The organism is Acinetobacter sp. RUH 2624, from assembly GCF_000162375.2.
In the GTDB taxonomy this organism is placed as follows: domain Bacteria; phylum Pseudomonadota; class Gammaproteobacteria; order Pseudomonadales; family Moraxellaceae; genus Acinetobacter; species Acinetobacter nosocomialis.
The window spans coordinates 2032801-2054867 of sequence record NZ_KI391939.1 but is presented as its reverse complement, the minus strand read 5'-3'; the positions used below and the strand labels follow the sequence as shown (position 1 = coordinate 2054867).

Sequence of the window (22067 nt, the reverse complement as noted above, 5' to 3'; positions counted from 1 at the left end):
CATGTCGATGCATTCTGATCAAATCAATCCAGATTCAAATGAAAACCAAGATCCAAACAATCTGATTGATCAATTTTTTAGTTCCAAAGGCGTTACAATTCCTTCGGATTTTAAGAGCGGATTTGTGGCGATTGTAGGACGTCCAAATGTGGGTAAATCTACCCTCATGAACCATTTATTGGGTCAAAAACTCTCAATTACTTCACGTAAACCTCAAACGACTCGCCATAAAATTATTGGTATTGATTCACGTGAGAAGATGCAAGCGGTTTATGTAGATACACCGGGAATGCATAAGAAAGAAGTACGTGCGATCAATAAAATGATGAACCGTGCTGCTCATTCTGCATTACGTGATGTTAACTTGGTTTTATTTGTTATCGATGCGTATAAGTGGACTCAAAATGACGATTTAGTGCTTGAGAAACTCAAGAACGCTGAAATGCCAGTTATTTTGGTTATTAATAAAGCTGATACTTTTGAAGATAAAAGAGAGATTCTTCCTTTAATTCAAGAGCGTACCAAGCTTATGAATTTTGCTGAGATTGTTCCTGTTTCTGCTCTTCGTGGAGCAAACTTGGAACATTTAAGTGAAACGATTGAAAAATATCTTCCTTATCAGCCGCCATTGTATTCATTCGATCAAATTACGGACCGTTCAGAACGCTTTTTAGCAAGTGAAATCATCCGTGAAAAAATTATGCGTCAGTTGGGTGAAGAGTTACCATATGATTTAACAGTACAGATTGAATCTTTTAAAACAGAAGAGGCAACTGTTAATGAGAAAAATGGTCGATTAAAACCAGCTTGTACCTATATTGATGCAACAATTTTTGTCGATCGTCCTGGCCAAAAAGCGATTGTGATTGGTGAAAAAGGTGCCAAGCTTAAAACGATTGGTATGGATGCTCGCAAAGACATGGAAAAAATGTTCGAACAAAAGATCATGCTTACCTTATGGGTTAAGGTTAAAGGCGGTTGGTCTGATGATGAACGTGCTTTGAAAAGTTTAGGATATAGCGATATCTAACAAGCAGGGAATACTGGTATGAAAACAATTACATCAATATTGGCTATTATTGGGTGTACATTGATGTTACAAGGTTGTGTATATAAGCTTGTAACCGTACCAGTAGGTATTGCTTATAAAACAACTAAAGGTGTGGTGAAGGGTACAGCTGCTGTTGTAGGAGCTGTAATTCCTGATGGTGATGATGACGATAAAAAAGAAAAAGAATCTAAGGAATAGTTTCTTTTTATGATGCGCAATGAAGTCCTACATGGATATATGATTCACCATCGTAAATATCGTGAAAAAAGCCATATTGTGCATCTCTTCACTCAGGAATACGGGCGGGTCGATGGCATTTTAAGACAGACTCCGCCTCCCCAATATCAACCAATTCGGTTGCAAGCTACAGGTAAAAGTGAACTCAAAAATTTTACGAAGCTGGAAATATTAAATCAGCCGGTTTTCTTTTTTGGTGATGCTTTTTTTGCTGGCTTTTACTTAAATGAAATTGTTCTAAGACTTTGTCCGCTAGAAGAACCAATGCCACAAACTTTTGAACAATATCAATTAACTTTGCTTCAGTTACAACAATTATCTTCTCACGAAAATCCCGATCTTTTTCTCAGACAGATCTTAAGGCAGTTCGAACATATCTTACTTCCAGAGTTGGGCTATGCGATTGATTTTTCAGTTGATAGCTCACAAAAAGAAATTTTGCCAAATCAGTTTTATCAATTTCAAGTGACTGAAGGCTTTGCTCCCGTTGTCCAGGCAGGCCGCTCATCTTTGTCGGGAAAAGCAATTTTATCTATGCTGGATTATGAGCAAGGGCAGGATTTTTCTCACGAACAATTGCAATTATTAGGTAAACTATACCGTCAAATGATTACATCGCTTTTAGGTGATCGTCCCCTAAAAAGTCGACAATTGTGGATTCAAAATACTCAAACTCAATCGTAATTAGGATTTATTTATGGCTGCATTGCTTGGTGTAAACATAGACCATGTTGCTACTCTAAGACAGGCGCGCGGTACTACTTACCCAGACCCTGTAGAAGCTGCTCTTATTTGTGAACAAGCTGGTGCAGAGGGGATTACTTTGCATCTTCGTGAAGACCGCCGCCATATTCAAGATGATGATGTGCGTCGCATGCGCCCATTGTTAAAAACACGTATGAATCTAGAGTTGGCCGTTACTGATGAAATGGTTGAGTTTGCCAAAGAAATTAAACCACAGCACGTGTGTTTTGTTCCTGAAAAACGTCAGGAAGTAACAACTGAAGGTGGTTTAGATGTAGTAACTAACTTTGAAAAAGTTAAGGCTGCAACCCAGGCTTTAGCTGCTTTGGGATGTGACGTATCATTATTTATTGATGCGGATTTTGCTCAAATTGATGCGGCAGTTGCATGTGGCGCACCTACGATTGAGTTGCACACAGGTGCATATGCCGATGCAGCAACAGAACAAGAACAACAAGAAGAGCTGGCTCGTATTGTAAAAGGTGTTGAATATGCCGCTTCAAAAGGTTTGGTTGTAAATGCAGGACATGGCCTTAACCTAAAAAATATTGCACCAATTGCAGCAATTCCACAAATCCATGAATTAAATATTGGTCATTCAATTATTGCAGATAGTGTTTTTGTAGGTCTGGCACAGGCTGTTAAAGATATGAAAAAAGCGATTCAGGCAGCAGGATAAGTAGTAATGTCGAGTATCAATTACGATGAATTAATGCAGCCTGTGTTGGCATTTTTGGGGTGTCAAACTCCAAATGAATGGTTAGATGAGGCCGTTAATAATTTAGACATCTTGATGCAAGATCATGCCAATTGTGAGAAAAAAGCAGCCGGTACGGCAATGAACTTGATGTTCCGCTATAGTTTTTTTACAGATCTACAAGTCAAACTTGCTCAACTTGTACGTGAAGAAATGCTTCACTATGAACAAGTTCTCGAGTTTATGACGAAACGTGGCCAAGAGTGGAAAGGTTTAAGCGCAGGACGATATGCAGGTGGCTTACGAAAAGAAATACGTACCTATGAGCCAGAAGCTTTAATTGACGTACTGGTTATTGGAGCCTTTGTAGAAGCACGTTCGTGTGAGCGTTTTTATGCACTTGCCCCGCGTGTAGATGACGAACTTGGGCGTTATTATCGTTATCTGCTGAAGTCGGAATCTCGTCATTTTGAAGACTATTTAGCACTAGCGCTTGATGTCGCAAAAACTGCCAAAATGAAAGATCCTGAAGAGGATATTCAGCAGCGTATTGAACATATCCGTGAGGTTGAAAAGAACCTGATTTTGACTCCGGATGATACTTTCCGCTTTCATAGTGGTATTCCTGCATAGTCTTGGGTGCCTCAAATAAAAAAGTTTACCTTTCATGGTAAACTTTTTTATTAGGTGAGCTTCATCCTTTGGCAGCAGACATGTCCTGCTTTTAGTTCTTTAATGCATATAATTATTTAATAAATATATTTTTTATAGATTTTAATTTCTCATAAAATTTTTAAAAAAACTTTTATTTTTTTAGGCTAATAATAAATATTATGTAAATATAAAGGCTGATATGTTCATCATGAGTTCAACTGAAATAGTTGATTATTTCTAAGGATATAAGAATGTTAGCATTAGTTACAGGTGCATCGGCAGGTTTTGGTTATAGCATTTCAAAAAAATTGATTGAGTTGGGCTATAAAGTTATTGGTTGCGGAAGACGGGCAGAAAAACTAGAAGAATTAAAACAAGAACTTGGTGAGAAATTCTACCCACTCGTGTTTGATATGACAGATACAGTAGAAAATATAAATAAGTTATTTAAAGAATTACCAAATGAATTTCAAATCGATCAAATTGACTTACTGGTCAATAATGCAGGCTTGGCATTGGGTCTAGAGCCAGCAGATAAAGCTGAATTAGATGATTGGTACACGATGATTGATACCAATGTTAAGGGGCTTGTTACTGTTACCCGACTAATTTTACCAAGTATGGTGCAGAAGAAATCGGGTCTAATTATTAATATGGGGTCAATTGCAGGAACATATCCATATCCTGGTGGTAATGTTTACGGTGCAACAAAAGCTTTCGTGGAGCAATTTAGTTTAAATCTTCGTGCAGATTTAGCTGGTACTGGTGTACGAGTAACAAATATTGAGCCAGGACTATGTGGCGGTACTGAATTTTCTCTTGTGCGTTTTAAGGGAGATCAGGAGAAAGCTAGTAGTTTATATGATAAAAAGAATCCAATCTTGCCTGAAGATATTGCAAATACGGTCGCATGGATTGCATCACAACCACCGCATATTAATATTAACCGTATAGAAATGATGCCAACAACGCAAACTTTTAACCCTTTAAAAGTTGTGGAAGTCGAATAATAGAATTTTAAAAATGATCTAAAGATGGAGGGGTTATTCTTTAAATTTAGATCTAATGATTCAATCTGGTAAATATCAATTCATGGAAAGCAAATCCTCTACAGATAGGTAGGGGATTTTTTTATAGGTATACTGTAATAGAAGGCAATAAAAAAGCCCGCTTTAATGCTGCGGGCTTTTTAGTATTTGGCTCTCCCACCTGGGCTCGAACCAGGGACCTGCGGATTAACAGTCCGTCGCTCTACCGACTGAGCTATGGGAGAATCTGCATGCGATTATAAGGAGATTTTGACAAGGGTCAAGTGAAAATCGTCATGTTTCCTTCATTTTTGTGTTGTATGCTTTTTATTTGATCAAGTTGAGTGGCGAGGATATAAATTACTTGCACTTTAAAAACTCAATTGCTAGATTCAAAAAAGAACAAGCGTTTGGAGTAATCCAAACAGTGTGGATTTAAACCAACTTGCCAGCACTAAAATGGCTAAATCGGAGATAAGTATGAAAACACTTACTGTTGCTTCTATTTTTTCTAATTTTGATTTTTATCAACGCAATTATCTCAATATTTTAAATCAACCAGAATCTTATTACACACTTGTAGAAGATGCATGGATCAATGCTTTTCCATTTAAAAAGCAGGATTTGTACTTAGGTGACTTATTACAACTCTGGTTTAGTTCAAAATGGGATGTGCATACTTCACTGAAAGTTTTAAAGTCTTGCAATATATTAGATCAATCTAAACCCCTTTATATTTTCCAGCTCGAAGGGGAGTTATTGTGGGGTAAAAATAAAGTTTTAGCTTGGTCTACTCAGTTTCATAAAGTGATAGAGCTTCAACTTAAGAATATTTGGGCACCTTATGTGGTTGCACAAACTTGTGACCGTCCAGATCTTCCTGACTTAATAAAAAAGGCAGCCGTTTAAAGCTGCCTTAGTTTTTATGGTCGAATAATCATACAAGTCGCTGTTGCATAAGCATAAAGTTTACCTTCTTCATCAATAATTTTGCCTTCGGAAATACCCAAATTTTTACTTATATTAATAATCTTACCTGTAGCAATTAAAGTCTGATTTTGAGGAATAGGGCGACACATTTTTACATTCAGATCGATAGTTCCATAACCTACACCAGCGGGTAACATCGTATGCACAGCACAGCCAGTCACTGAATCTAGAACAGTTGCAGCGAAACCACCATGTACGCCACCTAAAGGGTTTAAATGGCTATGATCTGCTTGTGCTTTAAAAGTTACTGATCCTTCAGAAATTTCAGTGGGTTGCATAGGTATAGTTTTGCTAATACTCGCAGGCGGAATGTGGCCTTCAACCATGGCTTGTAAAAATTCGAGGCCTGTCATTTCCATAGGATTTTTCATTTTTGAGTCCTTCAATCAATAAAGTTCTAAAATGGAACTTGTTGATAAGTTAGGCGTTAAAAAAACAATTGTCAAGTTGCTAAATACCAGAAAAATAGTTGAGTTAACTGTTTATAAACTTGTAAAGTTGGATTGGGCAGAATATTTTATAAATCTAAAAATATAAATTTCGTATGGAAAATAATAATGAACGGTCAGTGTTTATGTGGTGAAACAACTTTTGAAGTTGAATTAAAAAATCATGATGTTCATGTTTGTCATTGTTTGATGTGTCGAAGACAGACAAGTGGTGTCATTATGACAGTTGATGTAGTTAAAGGTAGTTTAAATTTTCTTCAGCAAAAGCATCTTAGTGTATTTAACTCTTCTGAATGGGGTGAAAGGGGCTTTTGTAATGCTTGTGGAACAACAATTTTTTGGAGAACGAAAGATCATAGTTATTGCAATATCAATGCATTTTCCTTAAATGAGCCGGTAGAAGGTTTACACCTTGATATGGAAATTTTTATTGATTCAAAACCCGATTTTTATACTTTTCAGAATGATACCAAGAAACTAACTGGGGCCGAGGTGGTTGCGCTATTTAACCCAGAATAATTTTAATTATAAAAAAGGCCTCAATTTTGAGGCCTTTTTTAGTTTTACAAATTATTTTGCAGCTTTTTCAGCTTCGATAGATGCAATCGCAGCGTCAACACCTTCGATTGATTCAGCAGCTTTTTTGATACGTGCTAAAGCATCAACGAGTACTTCATCAGCTGTTGCATATGAAATGCGCATGAAGCCGCCTAAACCAAATGCATCACCAGGAACAACTGCTACGCCAGTTTCTTCAAGTAACCATTCAGAGAATTCTGTGCAAGACTTTAAGCCTTTTGCACGAATAAGAGGGCGAATATTTGCATATGCATAGAATGCGCCATCAGCCGGTAAACAAGAGATGCCTTTGATGTCGTTTAAGCCGTTCACCACTAAGTCGTGACGACGTTTAAACGCTTCGATCATTGGTTTTAATACATCTTGTGGACCATTTAATGCAGCTTCAGCAGCAACTTGCGAAATTGAAGTTGGGTTTGAAGTTGATTGAGACTGAATTTTTTTCATTGCACCAATGATTTTTGCTGGGCCGGCTGCATAGCCAATACGCCAACCTGTCATTGCATATGCTTTAGATACACCATTTAAAACAATTGTGCGGTCATATAAATCTGGAGCAACAGTTGCGATGTTATAGAACTCATCTTCCCAACGGATTGGTTCATACATGTCATCAGAAGCAACAAATACTTGTGGATGACGACGTAAAACCTCAGCTAAAGCTTCTAATTCAGCTTTACTATAAATCATACCTGTTGGGTTAGATGGACTGTTTAATACTACTAAGCGAGTGTTAGGAGTAATTGCTGCTTCAAGTTGTTCAGGTGTAATTTTGAAACGTTGGTCTTCACCACATTTCACAATAACTGGCGTACCTTCAGCAATAATCACCATATCTGGATAGCTTACCCAGAATGGCGCAGGGATGATCACTTCATCACCTTTGTTTAATAATGCAAGTGCCAAGTTAAAGAAGCTTTGTTTACCACCACATGAAACCAAAATCTGGTTTGGTTGATAATCAAGATTATTATCACGCTTCAATTTAGCAATAATTGCTTTTTTTAACCCAGGAGTACCATCTACAGCCGTATATTTTGTGAAACCATTATTAATCGCTTCAATTGCAGCATTTTTGATGTGTTGAGGGGTATCAAAATCTGGCTCGCCAGCACCTAAACCAATCACATTCTTGCCAGCAGCTTTAAGATCAGCTGCTTTATTAGTTACAGCAAGTGTAGGGGACGGTTTGATGGCATTGACACGATCAGAAAGACGTACGTCCACGGCAATATTCCTCTTATGGGATTAAAAAATAAAAAGCATACTATCTTATCGCAAAAATTAAGTAATTTGCGGATGTGGGTATTTTTAGATGTAAAAAAGTTTAATTTAGGAACGTTCTTGTTGCGGTTTTATTCAATTGAAGCTTTTTTCGAAAGAAATGAGAAAAATCCTTTATAATAAATCGCAATCGAAATATCGAGACTGAATTATGACTGAGCAACAGCCAAAACAGAAAAAGGCTTTGGTGAAATTGCCATTCCCAATGCCGAATGAAAGCAATCAAGCTGGCGATGCTGTACACAACCAAGTGCGTCCGAAGCCAGAGCAATATGCAGATAGAACTTGGATGCCTCCTCGTGGTACCCGTCGTTCTATGGGTAAGCGTTAATTTAAAAAAACAGGCAATATGCCTGTTTTTTTATTGTTGTAGTACTTCTTGATAATAAATTTTTTTCTTTTGATACATGTGATGATCTGCGCGTTTTAACATCTCTTCCACTTGTTCATTTTCTTTTGTCGTTGCGTGTCCAATTGCAATACTAATAGGATGGCTTGAGTAATATTGATTATCGATATTAAAAAGCTCCTGAATAGTTTGAAGCATAATCAATACATTTGCCTCATCTGCACCAGGCATCAAAATTACGAACTCGTCTCCACCAATTCGGGAGGCAGTATAAGCAGTATTCGTAATAGCTTGGTTTAAAATATTCCCCACACGACGTAATAAACCGTCACCAATATCGTGGCCAAGTTGATCATTCGTTTCTTTTAAACCATTCATGTCTAAAAAAATTGAAGAAACAGGACGAATAATGCTGCGGTTTAAACGATTAAGCTCTTCTGTAAAGAAAGCACGGTTATAAAGTTTAGTCAGTACATCATGCTGACCTAAATATTCTAAATAATTTTCAGCTTTCTTTCGTGCGGTAATATCTGTAAGAGCAACCTGTACCAATCCCCAAGTATCTTCATAACCGGGGAATACGGTAAATTGCAGTAAAACATTTCTGATTTGGCCATCTAATGCATAGTTAACGGCTTCACGCTTATGGTGAATATTTCCTTGCCAGAGTTCAATTAGTTGTTCTCTAAAAGTTTCCACCATCTCTTGAGCAAAAATTTTATGCGTATTTTTTAAGAGAGCGGTTTTGTCGGGTGCTTTAAATAAATCAAGAGTCGACTGGTTAACATCTAAGATTAAAATATCTTCGATACATTGACGCACAAATTCAGGATGTACATCTAGAAAAGTTCTAAAGTCTTCAATACCTAATAGCCTAAGCTGATCAATTCTATTTTTAATACGGCTAAAATCTTCAACCCAAAGAGAAGTGGGGGAGTAGATAAACATTGATTCTGCTAGACGTCGATTTTTCTCTTCCTGACGAAGTGCATTTTGATAAGGCGTAATGTCTTCGGTGGTAATTAAAATACGGTCAAATGTAGTTTCAGAACCCGGTAAAATTGCTCCCCGTAGTTGTACATCAATACGTTTACCAGAGAGCGTGTAATTTATAGTGGTGCTTGAGAAATGAGTTTTGCCATTCCATAACGCTTCGAGTTCATGAATGTGAGCTTCAAACATCTCTTTTTTAAAAATAAGATTTAAATTGGCGCATAATTCTTCTTGGTTTTTTGCTTCAAAGAGTTCTAATACTTTTTGGTTGACCTTAATAATTTTAATTTTATGGGCGCATTCGACAATCAAATTTTCATTTTGACTTAGAAATTCGTAAAGGTTTTCGACCCCTTGATTTCTCCATAGATCAAATAGCTGTTTAACTTCACTGAAGTCCTCAATCCACATTGGAATTGGGGTTAGGTCAAAAATTGAAGAATCTAAAGTTTCCATTTGTTTCTTTAAGTATTCAGTTTGTCTTAAAGTATAATGAGAAAAATTAGGATTTGGGAAAATAATCAATTTAAATCTTTAGAAAAATTAAAATAATGAGAAAGCAGAATTTATCTGCTTTACTCATAAAATATCAAAATAAATTAACGGTTAATCGGGTGGTCGATATTTTTCTCGCCGCGCCATAATTTAATGAAGTCTTGTTCATCAAAATCATAAAGTTCCATCAGTGCCACAATGACACTGACAAAAATCATTGCGCCTTCTGAGTTACCATGAATATTGAAAATCTTGCCATTGAGCTTCCCTAAAATATCACTCAATTCGTGCTCTCGGCCTCTGCCATAGCGGTCACGAGGGTACAACTCTTCATTTAAAACAATCAGCGCTATTGCTTTTTCAGCATCTGATAAATCAGTTTTATCTAAAGCATCTTCAAAAGATTCACTGCCATGATTAAAGTAAAAAATAACCTCATCGTTAATAAAACTTTGAACCATTTTTTGAGTGAGTGTCGGAAACTGTGAAACAGCATTATCTTCAACATAAGGTTTAAAGGATTCTGGAAAAATCACGTTGTGATATATGCCTTTAAAAAGCGGGGCAATTTCAGAAACTTTATAACCCGCGATCCCACATCCTAAAGCAGTGACAAAGTATTTCATTTTAGGATGATTTTTTGCATAAATTTTAAAGTCTTCAACATAATGCTCGATTTGGGAGAGAGGCATTTGTTGAATGTGTTCATTTAATGTTGGAATTGCAAAGCTTTGTCCAGCCCAGCCACGTCCCACACCTTCTACAGCCCCAAAATGCTGACTGGCAACACGTGCGGCTCCACTACCATGTTGCCCAGCCATATTACTACCGAAGACAAACACTGTATCTTCAGGGAGTTCAGTTACAATACTTTCATCATGATATTGATAGGTCATGGTTATGCTTTTTATCTAATGGATAAGTTCATGTTGCAACCGTTTAAAGCATTGGTCAAGTGTCAAGATGCTTAATATTTTCGCTGTATATTAATCTGGCTACAGACTTTAAATTAGGGAAAAAATCCCCATTAAATTGCTAGACGATAAATTCAAATTTTTTATAAAGAGAGAGAACTGTGAACGAAAATCAACCTTTCGATTTGGTCACTCATTACCAGCCAGCGGGTGATCAGCCACAGGCAATTGAAAAGCTGGTAAATGGCGTCGAAAAAGGTTTTCGTAATCAGTTACTTTTGGGTGTGACTGGTTCCGGTAAGACCTATACCATGGCAAACGTGATTGCCCAAACACAGCGACCAACCATTGTGATGGCGCACAATAAGACATTAGCAGCCCAGCTTTATGGTGAATTTAAAGCCTTTTTCCCAAATAATGCAGTTGAATACTTCGTAAGTTATTACGACTACTATCAACCCGAGGCTTATGTTCCGTCTTCAGATACATTTATTGAAAAAGATGCAGCAATTAATGACCATATTGACCAGATGCGTTTATCTGCAACACGTGCTTTATTAGAGCGTCGTGATGCAATTATTGTAGCTTCTGTTTCTGCTATTTATGGTTTGGGTGACCCAAATGCCTATATGCAAATGTTATTGCATGTGGTTCAGGGTGACCGAGTGAGTCGAGACGAAATTATTCGCCGTTTGGTTGAAATGCAATATACCCGTAATGAGCTTGAATTTTTACGTGGTACTTATCGAATTCGTGGCGAAATTATTGATATCTTCCCGGCAGAATCTGACCAACACGCAATTCGTATTGAACTTTTTGATGATGAAGTAGATTCAATTCGTTGGTTTGATCCACTCACCGGTAAGATGGTGCGCAAAGTACCACGTGTTACGATTTATCCGAAAAGTCATTATGTAACGCCAAAAGACAACTTAACGCGTGCTATTGATACCATTAAGGATGAACTTCAAGACCAGCTTAAGTTCTTCCGTGAACATGACAAGTTGCTTGAGGCTCAGCGTATCGAACAGCGTACTCGTTATGATTTGGAAATGATGCAGCAGTTAGGTTATACCAATGGTATTGAAAACTACTCTCGTCATTTATCAGGCCGTCCAGCAGGTGAAGCACCACCGACATTATTTGATTATGTACCGGACGATGCTTTACTTATTATTGATGAGTCACATGTAACGGTCCCTCAAATTGGCGCAATGTATAAAGGTGACCGTTCACGTAAAGAAAACTTGGTGAATTATGGTTTCCGTTTACCAAGTGCGCTTGATAACCGCCCAATGAAATTTGAAGAGTGGGAACGTATTGTTCCGACCACTATTTTTGTGAGTGCAACGCCAGCCAAATACGAGTTGGAGAAGTCAGAACAAGTGGTTGAGCAGGTCGTTCGTCCTACAGGTTTGATTGATCCTGAAATTGAAGTTCGCCCAGTACTTACTCAAGTCGATGATGTTCTTTCTGAAATTAATATTCGTAAGAACTTAAATGAACGTGTATTGGTGACGACTTTAACAAAACGTATGGCGGAAGATTTAACATCTTATTTAAAAGAATATGGTGTTAAGGTCGCTTATTTGCACTCGGATATTGATACGGTTGAACGTGTCAAAATTATTCATGAGTTACGTACAGGCGTATTTGATGTTTTGGTCGGTATTAACTTACTTCGTGAAGGCTTAGATATGCCAGAGGTTTCTTTAGTTGCTATTTTAGATGCAGATAAAGAGGGCTTCTTACGTTCAGAACGTTCACTTATTCAGACCATTGGTCGTGCTGCGCGAAATGTGAAAGGTAAGGCAATTTTATATGCAGATAGAATTACCGACTCTATGCAAAAAGCAATTGATGAGACAGAACGCCGTAGAGCTAAACAAATCGAGTTTAACGAGCTGCATGGTATTACACCACGTAGTGCAGTCCGTCAGGCCGTGAAAGAAATTGATACGGGTGAAGTGCTTTCAGATGATCAAATTGATGAGAAAATATTGGAGCAGGCACAAGCACTAAGTGCTGATGACCGTCATATTCTTTCTGACCCTAAATTGTTCAGTAAGCATATTACTAAGCTTGAGAAAGAAATGTTAAAGGCGTCTAAAGATCTACAATTTGAGCAAGCGGCTCGTATTCGTGATGAAATCGTTCGTTTAAAAGCGCAAATGTTGCAATAAATGGATACATAACACTACATGATTTGTTTAAAAAACAAGCTACTGTAGATGTTTAAGTTATTTTTGTATTCACAACTAATAGTTGAGGGCAACAATGGCATTTCGAAATAATGTTCCGCAAGCCAGTTGGCGCTTGGCAAAAATTGCATTGGGCGGGATTGTTCTAACTGGCTTAGCCGTTGGAACATATGCCTATGCCCAGCAGAAGCCTTTACCAACTGTCGATAAAGTTGAATTAGACCGTTATTTAGGTGTGTGGTATGAAGTTGCACGTAAACCGGCATTTTTCCAAAAAAAATGTGCTTACAACGTATCTGCAACTTACACTTTAAATGAAAATGGAAATATCGTTGTAGATAATCGCTGCTACGATAATCAGAAGCAATTACAGCAATCTATTGGCGAAGCTTTTGTAGTCAATCCACCCTATAACACAAAATTAAAAGTAAGTTTTTTACCTGAAGCTGTGAGATGGATTCCGGTTATTCGTGGAGATTACTGGATTTTAAAGCTGGATGAAGACTATCAAACTGTTTTAGTAGGGGAGCCTTCACGTAAGTATCTTTGGGTATTATCTAGAACACCACATCCCAAAAAAGAATTGATTGATGAATATCTAAATTATGCCAAAACATTAGGATTTGATATTCGTGATGTTATTCATACTGAGCACAAAGAATAAATAAATTCTGCTTAATAAAAAACCATGTTTTCGCATGGTTTTTTCTTTTTTATAGTGGATAAATCAAGTATTGTATCGCTTTATTTTTCTTAAAGTGTAAAGAGGTTAGTGATGTTAAAAGGCGTGATTTTCTCTGTCATGGCATCATTAACTTTCGGTGTTCTTTATTTCTATACTCAACTACTTGGTCAACTTGATAGCGAACAAACATTTGGGTGGCGTATTATTGCTACTTTGCCATTTTTAACTCTATTTATGTGGTGGAGTGGTGACTTAAGTCATATTAAAAATATCTATCAACGTATTTTGGCAAAACCTTCTTTACTTTTGTTACTCATAACAACCTCGATTTTAACGTCGGTACAGCTATGGCTCTTTTTATGGGGACCCATGCATGGACGTGGTTTACAAGTATCTTTGGGATATTTCCTTCTACCGCTTGTGCTGGTTTTGGCTGGTAGTGTGCTATATGGGGAAAAAATATCAAAATTTCAGTGGGTCGCTATTATTCTGGCAATAGTTGGTGTCGGCCATGAGATTTTTCGTTTAGGGAGTATTGCTTGGGAAACTGCTTTGGTGGCCATTGGTTACTCAGCTTATTTCTTGTTACGCAAGAAAATTAAAACAGATAATTTAGGTGGTTTTTGGTGGGACCTTTTGATCATCATGCCTGTGGCGATTTATCTAACACATACAGGATTATTGCCATATAGTAAATTTTTCGATCAACCAACTCTTGCCTTAGTAATTGCAGGATTAGGAGTACTTAGTGCTATAGGCTTGGGATGTTACATATTAGCAAGTCGTTTTTTACCTTTAGTTGTATTTGGCTTACTTGGATATCTTGAGCCAGTGTTACTTGCTTTAGCATCCTTAGTGCTAGGGGAAAGCATTGGTCAAGAAGAATGGTTTACTTATATTCCAATTTGGTGTGCTGTATTTGTACTTGTGCTAGAAGGTGCATTCCATCTTTATCAGCAGCAGAAAAAAGCCAAAAATTTGCAATTAAATCTCGAAAAATATCAAAAAAGATTAAAAAATGATGCTCATGATTAGAGCAACAGAATCTAAAAAGTAAGAAAAAGCAAAAATTTAGCTGCTTTAAACAATAAGATAATAAAAAATAATTATAGGTATTTTATGAATTTATGATGAATTTTGGGAAAATCTAGTCACTAACGTCAGCTTTTGATTCATTCTTGCTAATAATTCCATTACAATTACGGGGTTTTAAAAATCACGCCTAGATATAATTAATTAGAGGACGTATCTGTGAGCAAAGACACTATCATCGCCCTGCACGCTGAACACCAAGGCCGTTGGAAAAACCGTGAAGAAATCGCGGAACGTATGATTGCATTAATCGGTCAATTATACCGTGAAAAAAATATTGTCGTATCTGTTTACGGTCGCTCTTTAATTAACCGTTCTGTTATTCAAATTTTGAAAACTCACCGTCGTACACGTGTTGTAGATGTTGAGCTTTCTGTAGTAAATACTTTCCCAATTTTAGAAGCTTTAGCAAAAGTTGAAAACATTGGTTCTGCAGAAGTTGATATCGGTAAACTTGCAGTTGAATATAAAGAAAAAGGCGGTGATGTTGACGCTTTTGTTGCTCAAGCAGTTGAGTCAATTAAAGGTAGCGCAACTTCTGAACAACCTAAAGATGTAGTTCTTTACGGTTTTGGTCGTATTGGTCGTATCTTAGCTCGTTTAATCATTAGCCAATCAGGTTTAGGTCGTGGTTTAAGCCTTAAAGCGATTGTTGTTCGTAAGTCTTCTGACGGTGACTTGGCAAAACGTGCTTCTTTACTTCGTCGTGACTCTATTCACGGTACTTTCGCTGGTACAATTTCAGTTGATGAAGAAAACGAAGCAATCATTGCTAACGGTAACTTCATCAAAGTGATCTATGCATCTAGCCCAAGTGAAGTAGACTATACTCAATACGGTATTGAAAACGCGCTTTTAATCGACAACACTGGTAAATGGCGTGATGCTGAAGGCTTAAGCCAACATTTGAAATGCCCAGGTATTGCACGTGTTGTATTAACTGCACCAAGTAAAGGCGAAATGAAAAACGTTGTATTTGGTGTAAACAACTCTGACATCTTAGATGAAGACAAAATCATCTCTGCTGCAAGTTGTACAACAAATGCGATCACTCCAATTCTTAAAGTATTGGATGACAAATATAAAGTTCTTAATGGTCACGTTGAGACAGTTCACTCATTTACAAATGACCAGAACTTAATTGATAACTATCACAAAGCTGATCGTCGTGGTCGTGCTGCTACATTGAACATGGTTATTACTGAAACTGGTGCTGCTAAAGCTGTTGCTAAAGCATTACCTGCATTAAAAGGTAAGTTAACTGGTAACTCTGTACGTGTTCCTACACCAAACGTATCTCTTGCAATCTTAAACTTAACACTTGATAAAGAAGTTGATCGCGAAGAAGTGAACGAATACATTCGTCAAATTTCGATTAACTCTAAACTTCAAGGTCAAATCGGTTATACCAACTCTACAGAAGTTGTATCGAGTGACTTTATCGGTTCTCGTACTGCTGGTGTATATGATGCTCAAGCAACAATTACTTCAGGTAACCGTTTAACTGCATATGTTTGGTACGATAACGAAGTAGGTTATAGCTGCCAAGTATTACGTATTGCTGAACAAATGTGTGGCGTAAGCTATACAAAAATCCCTGCAGAAACTAATGCTTAATTTGATTTAACGTTAGATAAAAGTATGTGACAAAAAGACCCAGTTTAGACTGGGTTTTTTTACAACCGTACAAAATATATGCTGATTATTTTTTAGAAATCAATGAGAATAGGATTTAAGGAACAAAAAGAAATAGTAAGGGATTGGAATTGCAGCAGTTTAAAAGATTATTGATAGTCTTCTTTTTCATCATCATCGCGAATATATGTGGTGTGCTCATCGCCATTTGGGTTTTCAAGCATTTTAATATTTATATTCCGCTGAAAAACCAAGCTGTAGCGATTGATTTACAAGAACCATTACAGGTACAGGTCAAAGTAAAAGATGCTTTAAATGTCGATGTAAAAGGCCGAGTAAATGCGAATATTCCTATTAATGAAAAGTTAACGATACCTTTAACACAGACGTTAACTCCTCGTGTCTATTTCGATAATATGGTGCCAATCAGCACAGTTATTCCTGTAAAAGAAACGTTAAAAGTTGATCAAAGCCTACCGATAGACACCAAAGTTCAAGTCAGAGTATTGGGTAAGGATATTACTTTACCATTAAAAGGGAATATTCCCTTAAAGCTTGATGTACCTATTGATATTCAAGTACCGCTCGATCAAAAAGTTCATTTGAAGTTTGATGCTCCAGTTAAAACGGTTTTAAAAGAAGATCTTCATATTCCACTAAATGCCCAATTAAAAACAAATATTCCAATTCAGGGTAGTTTAAATGTACCTGTAAAAACTGCTTTAAATGCTTCAGTAGATGTCAAAAATACTTTGCCAGTTAAAATTGAGCATGGCGAGTTAAAAATACCTCTATCAAGCATGAGCCTTAATCGTGTTAAAGATGATAATGCTACATCTTTACCTGCACAGAACCAGAATAAGTAGGAAGGTGACTTATGCTGGGTTCAATAAAAAGTACGCTCATCAGTTTCTTTCTGATTATGGTACTCACGGCAATTTTATTTTGGCTCTATTTAAATATACAAGCTTCGGTGGTGGTTTCTGCGCACGAATCAGATATTCGATTACCAGAATCATTAGAAACTAAAATACATGTTGGTAATAATTTACAGGTCCAGTCCATAGGTAAACTAGATACATCAATTGATATTAATCATCAGATTTCGGTGCCTTTAAAGGGGAGATATTTGGCTGATTTAGCGTTTGAAGTTGAGACTCCAATTACAGTAAGTGTTGATTATGCAACAACGCTGAAAGTTGATCAGGTGATGCCTTTGGAAACAACAACCGATTTAATATACCAAAATAAGTTGTTACCTAGGTTTCCACTAAAACTAAATATACCCATCAATCTGGATATTCCATTTCAGTTAAAACGTAGCTATACCATTCCTGTTAAGATTGCTTTTAATGGTCCAGTTTATTTCGAGTTCGATGAATCGGTAAATTTACCGATTAAACACCAATTTAATCCAAGCTTAAAAATTAATGATGCAATGGAAATGGGCAATATCTCAAGCTTTAATGCCATTATGTATAACTCTGTGCAACACACTAAAGCTAATTTAGATATGAAGATGGATTTACCTCTGCGTAATGTACATCCTTAAGGAATAAATACATAAAGAGAGGCTATGTTCTGCTATAAGTTTTTATCAATATAAAAAGTAATAAAATAAGACCTGGGAAAGTAGAATTCTCTCGATTTTCTATTCGAGAATTTTATGAAAATATGGCAGAATAGGCGGTTTTAGAGTTTTTAGAGGATTGGCAAATGCGCTTTGTTGATGAAGCAGTCATTACCGTAGAGGCTGGCGACGGTGGCAATGGCGTAGCCAGTTTTCGCCGTGAAAAATTTGTACCATTTGGTGGCCCAGATGGTGGTGATGGCGGACGTGGTGGAAGTATCTATATTCAAGCCGATGATGATACAAGTACCTTAGTCGATTACCGTTACACCCGTAAATTCCGCGCTGAACGTGGTAAAAACGGTGCAGGTGCTAACTGTACCGGACGCGGTGGTGAAGATGTGGTTTTAAAAGTACCTGTTGGTACAACAATTGTTGATACAGATTCTGGCGATATTATTGGCGACTTGGTTGAAGACGGCCAAAAAATTCTGGTTGCAGGTGGTGGTGAAGGTGGTTTGGGAAATACACACTTTAAATCATCAACTAACCGTGCTCCACGTAAATGTACTACGGGTACTAAAGGTGAATTTCGTGAAATTCGTCTTGAGTTGAAAGTGTTGGCAGATGTTGGCTTATTAGGTATGCCAAATGCTGGTAAATCTACTTTCATTCGTGCTGTAAGTGCTGCAAAGCCAAAAGTGGCAGACTATCCATTTACAACCATGGTTCCAAACTTGGGTGTTGTAGATGCTGACCGTCATCGTTCATTTGTAATGGCCGATATTCCGGGCCTTATTGAAGGTGCGGCAGAAGGTGCAGGTCTAGGAATTCGTTTCCTTAAACATTTGGCGCGTACTCGTATTCTTTTACATATTATTGATGTACAACCAATTGATGGTTCAGATCCAGCTCATAATGCAAAAGCAATTATGAATGAGTTGGTTAAGTTCTCACCTACTTTGGCGAAACTACCAGTTGTTTTAGTGCTCAATAAACTGGATCAAATTGCTGAGGAAAGCCGTGAAGAGTGGTGTCAGCACATTCTAGAGGAATTAGAGTGGACTGGACCTGTCTTTAAAACATCGGGCTTATTAAGTGAAGGTACAAAGGAAGTTGTGTACTACCTGATGGATCAGATTGAACAGCAACGTGAACGCGAAGTTGAAGATCCTGAGTACGCAGCAGAAGTAAGAGCTTTCCGTGAACAACTAGAAGTTGAAACACGTGAACAAACCATTGCGGCAAAAGAAGCATATCGTGCAATGCGTCGAGCACAACGTCTTGAAAGCATGATGGACGATGATGATGATTTTGACGATGATGAAGACGACAATGATGTAGAAAGCATCTACGTTCGTGACTAAAAAACCGAGGAAAACATGATAGAAGTGGTCGATGGGCAACGTAAGCTCAGTGAGTGTAAACGAATCGTTGTTAAAATCGGATCATCTTTACTCACAGCAAATGGGCAGGGGCTAGATCTGGATGCTATTTCGCATTGGGCGAAACAGATTGCAGATTTACACAATGCTGGGCATGAAATTATTTTAGTGTCTTCAGGAGCTGTAGCAGAAGGTATGGTTCGTATGAAGCTTGCGAGTCGACCCACCGATCTACCCAGTTTACAAGCATGTGCCGCAATTGGGCAGATGGGCCTAATTCATACATGGTCTAGCGTGCTTGAAAATCATAGTATTCGAACAGCTCAAGTGTTATTAACACATGACGATTTGGCAGATCGCCGTCGTTATTTGAACTCATGCGATGCGTTGCAGAACTTGATTGACTGGCGTGTTATTCCGGTTATTAATGAAAACGATACAGTCTCTACTGACGAGATTCGTTTTGGTGATAACGATACCTTAGCGGCAATGGTTGCTGGTCAAGTACATGCTGATTTACTGATCATTTTAACAGATCAGCAAGGCATGTTTGACTCAGATCCACGTCACAACCCTGATGCAAAGCTGTTATCAACTGTTCGTGCCATGGATGATGTTTTATTTGAAATGGCTGGCGGTGGTGGTGTACTTGGGCGAGGAGGCATGGTCACTAAAGTCCGTGCTGCCCGTTTAGCGGCTAAGTCGGGCTGTCCAACACTGATCGCTAGTGGTGAAAGTGATAATGTATTGTCACGAGTCATGGCTGGTGAAATGCTTGGTACATTGTTCACGACTGATAAAGACCGTATGACAGCACATCAACAGTGGCTTGCTGCACATTTACAAACAGCAGGTCGTCTGGTCATAGATGATGGCGCGGTTGATGCGATTAAATCTAAACATCGCAGTTTATTACCTGTTGGGGTAAAAACTGTTGAAGGACATTTTGATCGTGGTGATGTGGTTGAATGCGTTGATAAGCAAGGTAAACGTATTGCGGTTGGACGAGTAAACTTTAGTTCTCGTTCAGCTGAAATTATTAAGGGCCTCTCTTCAGATAAGGTTTATCAAGTACTTGGAGAAGCCCGTTCGCTTGAAATGATCCATCGCGATCATATGGCGATTTATTAAGTAGTGATCTACAAAAAAAAGCTCGCTTTATGCGAGCTTTTTTTGTGGTGTTAACGATGGCAAGATTCTATCTTCGCCGACCATAAAAGGGTGGGTGGCAAGGCTCAGCATATCTAAATCTTCTGAGCTATTTCCATAAGCATAAACTTGATAATAATCCTGCAAAGAATATTGTTCATGTATTCTTAACTTCTTTTGTTCACTACTACAATCTGGCGTTGAGTAATAACCCGTCATCATGCCATTTTTTACTTGAGTTTCAGTACAAATTAATTCGATATCGAGTAATTTGCAAAGTGGAGCAAGATAGATATCGATTGAAGCCGAAACTAGTACTACCTGATCACCAAGTAACTGATGTTGTTGTAATTGTGCAAAAATTTCAGGTGAAAGAGTTGAGACGAGTTCTTGTGCATATTCTTCGCCTAATCTTTGCAGCTCAATTGCTGGGGTATTGCGAAACATGCTTCGAAAAAGTTTGGCACGCATCGCATGGGCGGGATAAAAATTAAGATAATAGGCTTGAATCCATGGCAGGATTTTCAAGCCTTGCTTAACTATGTGGCGCTTAGATAACGCATAAAAGATGAACCCTGTAAAACTGTCTTTACTACACAAGGTCCCATCAAAATCAAACAGGGCGAGATTTTTTATTGTCTTATTCGTTTCGCTCGTTGCATACATGATTCATATCGTCCGTTTACGCGGGTTGCATACCAGTTAGTATTATAGTCACGACTTAATTTAGGCCCAGAAATTACCACTTGAGGCATAATAGCATAGATAGGTTCTTTGCCTGTTTTTGCCTTATAGAGTTTAGTTAAGGCAATATAAGTTTGTGTATTCTCAAACTTTTTCTCTTTTTCTAATTTAAGATCATCGCGAAGTTGTCTTGGTGTAATTAAGACATTATTTGCAGTAAATAGTTTCATTAACTCTTTTTCTGACTGACTCTGAACTGCGAGTGGACTACCAGCTTTATCGTAAAGTAGTAAATCACCATCTAAGGTGAGCTCATTATCAGTAAGGGCATCGAGCATGCTTTGAAAAGCAGCATTACGGCTAGAGTACATACCTGAGTTATAATCGGCAAAACGATAAATGGCCTTATCATAGTCTGCTGGGTATACCATCAAGCGATGAATGCCATAATATAGACCACCATATTGCGTATAAAGATCATTTCTAAGGTCTGCAATATTCATGCTAGAACGTTTATGCGCTTTAGCATAATTAATATGAACTTGCATTGAACCCAATGTGGTGATTGGATTCATTTTTTCACCAATATCTTGCCCAACTAGTTTAGCTGCACCAGTTAACGCACTGACATGATAATGTTGAGTCATAAAATCAAAAATTTGACGATAAAGTAAGTCGAGATCTTTTTCAGTTTTGACTTTACGCATCTGACTCATATAGTTGTTGTCAGGAGAGGGTTGGGTTTTCAATACTTCTTCAAAATAACCTGCGACAGTACCACCCACTTTCTGGCCAAGTTTGTCTTCAAACTTTTCATTTAAACGGGTACTGACTTCGTCAACTGCCTTTTTGCCTAGGCCTGGTACTACAGGGTTAGCAACAAAGTTAGATTCCTGATCTACAATCGCGACAATACTACAAACATTTTGTTTGGTTTTAGGAATTTTTAAGTCCTGCATAATATCGTCAATATCTTTAGCCCATGACTCCCGATCATGCACACGTGCTGGAATTAACTTTTTAATTTGCTGACTTTCTAAATCGGGCTCATCATTTTTTGACCACCAGGCTTTATCTCCACAAGCAGCTAAACTCATGCATACGGTGACTACACCGAATGATTTTAATAAAAAACGGGAAGACAACGGTTTGTTCATGGCGAGGAAAGCACCTGCAAAAAAGATGAGCTGATCAAGCGGATG

23 protein-coding genes, 1 tRNA gene and 1 pseudogene are annotated in these 22067 nt (G+C 37.7%); 18 read left to right on the top strand and 7 right to left on the bottom strand.

Annotated elements, in window-relative coordinates; translation table 11 throughout:
* Positions 1–7: 7 nt before the first annotated feature.
* The 6 genes from era (at position 8) to HMPREF0014_RS16285 (ending at position 4393) form a co-directional block, all read left to right on the top strand.
* Positions 8–1030, top strand: coding sequence for a GTPase Era (gene era / locus HMPREF0014_RS16310; RefSeq protein ID WP_079376989.1), 1023 nt, complete (start codon positions 8–10; stop codon positions 1028–1030).
* A gap of 18 nt (positions 1031–1048) precedes the next feature.
* Positions 1049–1249 carry an NF038104 family lipoprotein gene (locus tag HMPREF0014_RS16305; protein WP_004885836.1) on the top strand — a complete coding sequence of 67 codons (201 nt, stop codon included), beginning with the start codon at positions 1049–1051 and terminating at the stop codon, positions 1247–1249.
* Positions 1250–1258: 9 nt separating this feature from the next.
* Positions 1259–1972, top strand: a complete 714-nt coding sequence (recO, locus tag HMPREF0014_RS16300; RefSeq protein WP_004707550.1) for a DNA repair protein RecO — start codon at positions 1259–1261, stop codon at positions 1970–1972.
* A gap of 13 nt (positions 1973–1985) precedes the next feature.
* Positions 1986–2711, top strand: coding sequence for a pyridoxine 5'-phosphate synthase (gene pdxJ, locus HMPREF0014_RS16295; RefSeq protein WP_002052525.1), 726 nt, complete (start codon positions 1986–1988; stop codon positions 2709–2711).
* Between the two features lie 6 nt (positions 2712–2717).
* On the top strand, positions 2718–3362 hold the full coding sequence (locus HMPREF0014_RS16290) for a tRNA-(ms[2]io[6]A)-hydroxylase (protein WP_002052437.1): 645 nt from the start codon (positions 2718–2720) through the stop codon (positions 3360–3362).
* A 272-nt stretch (positions 3363–3634) separates the two neighbouring features.
* Positions 3635–4393: an SDR family oxidoreductase gene (locus HMPREF0014_RS16285; protein ID WP_004885840.1), complete on the top strand. Its 759-nt coding sequence runs from the start codon at positions 3635–3637 to the stop codon at positions 4391–4393.
* 187 nt (positions 4394–4580) lie between these two features.
* Here HMPREF0014_RS16285 and HMPREF0014_RS16280 read toward each other — a convergent pair.
* Positions 4581–4656, bottom strand: a tRNA-Asn gene (locus tag HMPREF0014_RS16280).
* A 49-nt stretch (positions 4657–4705) separates the two neighbouring features.
* On the opposite strand from HMPREF0014_RS16280, the pseudogene HMPREF0014_RS25965 reads away from it, so the two are divergent.
* A pseudogene (locus HMPREF0014_RS25965) lies at positions 4706–4850 on the top strand (hypothetical protein); the annotation flags it as partial.
* Between the two features lie 41 nt (positions 4851–4891).
* Entirely contained in the window at positions 4892–5320 is a 429-nt protein-coding gene (locus HMPREF0014_RS16275; RefSeq protein WP_004885843.1) for a hypothetical protein, read from the top strand.
* A gap of 14 nt (positions 5321–5334) precedes the next feature.
* On the opposite strand, the gene HMPREF0014_RS16270 is transcribed toward HMPREF0014_RS16275, so the two are convergent.
* Complete coding sequence (locus HMPREF0014_RS16270) at positions 5335–5772, bottom strand: PaaI family thioesterase (RefSeq protein ID WP_004707558.1); 438 nt, start codon at positions 5770–5772, stop codon at positions 5335–5337.
* A 186-nt stretch (positions 5773–5958) separates the two neighbouring features.
* Here HMPREF0014_RS16270 and HMPREF0014_RS16265 point away from each other — a divergent pair, with 186 nt between their 5' ends.
* Positions 5959–6369, top strand: a complete 411-nt coding sequence (locus HMPREF0014_RS16265) for a GFA family protein (protein WP_004885853.1) — start codon at positions 5959–5961, stop codon at positions 6367–6369.
* Positions 6370–6420: 51 nt separating this feature from the next.
* On the opposite strand, the gene HMPREF0014_RS16260 is transcribed toward HMPREF0014_RS16265, so the two are convergent.
* Positions 6421–7656 carry a pyridoxal phosphate-dependent aminotransferase gene (locus tag HMPREF0014_RS16260; protein WP_006581328.1) on the bottom strand — a complete coding sequence of 412 codons (1236 nt, stop codon included), beginning with the start codon at positions 7654–7656 and terminating at the stop codon, positions 6421–6423.
* A gap of 208 nt (positions 7657–7864) precedes the next feature.
* Between HMPREF0014_RS16260 and HMPREF0014_RS16255 the strand changes: the two genes are divergently transcribed.
* Positions 7865–8044: a hypothetical protein gene (locus tag HMPREF0014_RS16255; protein ID WP_000139632.1), complete on the top strand. Its 180-nt coding sequence runs from the start codon at positions 7865–7867 to the stop codon at positions 8042–8044.
* A 30-nt stretch (positions 8045–8074) separates the two neighbouring features.
* On the opposite strand, the gene HMPREF0014_RS16250 is transcribed toward HMPREF0014_RS16255, so the two are convergent.
* Both HMPREF0014_RS16250 and HMPREF0014_RS16245 read right to left on the bottom strand, forming a co-directional pair.
* The gene (locus HMPREF0014_RS16250; RefSeq protein WP_004885857.1) at positions 8075–9511 is read right to left on the bottom strand and encodes a diguanylate cyclase; all 1437 of its coding nucleotides are present in this window, start codon (positions 9509–9511) and stop codon (positions 8075–8077) included.
* Positions 9512–9654: 143 nt separating this feature from the next.
* Entirely contained in the window at positions 9655–10446 is a 792-nt protein-coding gene (locus HMPREF0014_RS16245; protein ID WP_002052788.1) for a hypothetical protein, read from the bottom strand.
* 179 nt (positions 10447–10625) lie between these two features.
* On the opposite strand from HMPREF0014_RS16245, the gene uvrB reads away from it, so the two are divergent.
* From uvrB to proB, 8 genes are all read left to right on the top strand, one after another.
* The gene (uvrB, locus tag HMPREF0014_RS16240; RefSeq protein WP_004707569.1) at positions 10626–12647 is read left to right on the top strand and encodes an excinuclease ABC subunit UvrB; all 2022 of its coding nucleotides are present in this window, start codon (positions 10626–10628) and stop codon (positions 12645–12647) included.
* A gap of 94 nt (positions 12648–12741) precedes the next feature.
* The gene (locus HMPREF0014_RS16235) at positions 12742–13329 is read left to right on the top strand and encodes a lipocalin family protein (RefSeq protein WP_002052730.1); all 588 of its coding nucleotides are present in this window, start codon (positions 12742–12744) and stop codon (positions 13327–13329) included.
* A 108-nt stretch (positions 13330–13437) separates the two neighbouring features.
* Positions 13438–14385, top strand: a complete 948-nt coding sequence (rarD, locus tag HMPREF0014_RS16230) for an EamA family transporter RarD (protein ID WP_079376984.1) — start codon at positions 13438–13440, stop codon at positions 14383–14385.
* Positions 14386–14601: 216 nt separating this feature from the next.
* Positions 14602–16059: a glyceraldehyde-3-phosphate dehydrogenase gene (locus HMPREF0014_RS16225; RefSeq protein ID WP_004885861.1), complete on the top strand. Its 1458-nt coding sequence runs from the start codon at positions 14602–14604 to the stop codon at positions 16057–16059.
* A 149-nt stretch (positions 16060–16208) separates the two neighbouring features.
* Positions 16209–16943, top strand: coding sequence for a hypothetical protein (locus tag HMPREF0014_RS16220; protein WP_004885863.1), 735 nt, complete (start codon positions 16209–16211; stop codon positions 16941–16943).
* Between the two features lie 11 nt (positions 16944–16954).
* Positions 16955–17629, top strand: a complete 675-nt coding sequence (locus HMPREF0014_RS16215) for a hypothetical protein (protein WP_006581331.1) — start codon at positions 16955–16957, stop codon at positions 17627–17629.
* Between the two features lie 164 nt (positions 17630–17793).
* Entirely contained in the window at positions 17794–19014 is a 1221-nt protein-coding gene (cgtA, locus tag HMPREF0014_RS16210; protein ID WP_004885869.1) for an Obg family GTPase CgtA, read from the top strand.
* Positions 19015–19029: 15 nt separating this feature from the next.
* The gene (gene proB / locus HMPREF0014_RS16205) at positions 19030–20163 is read left to right on the top strand and encodes a glutamate 5-kinase (protein ID WP_002052602.1); all 1134 of its coding nucleotides are present in this window, start codon (positions 19030–19032) and stop codon (positions 20161–20163) included.
* Positions 20164–20190: 27 nt separating this feature from the next.
* On the opposite strand, the gene HMPREF0014_RS16200 is transcribed toward proB, so the two are convergent.
* Complete coding sequence (locus HMPREF0014_RS16200) at positions 20191–20847, bottom strand: HAD-IB family hydrolase (protein ID WP_004885875.1); 657 nt, start codon at positions 20845–20847, stop codon at positions 20191–20193.
* Positions 20814–22022: a DUF1615 domain-containing protein gene (locus HMPREF0014_RS16195; RefSeq protein WP_002052526.1), complete on the bottom strand. Its 1209-nt coding sequence runs from the start codon at positions 22020–22022 to the stop codon at positions 20814–20816. The genes HMPREF0014_RS16200 and HMPREF0014_RS16195 overlap by 34 nt, the downstream gene beginning before the upstream one ends.
* Positions 22023–22067: the final 45 nt, after the last annotated feature.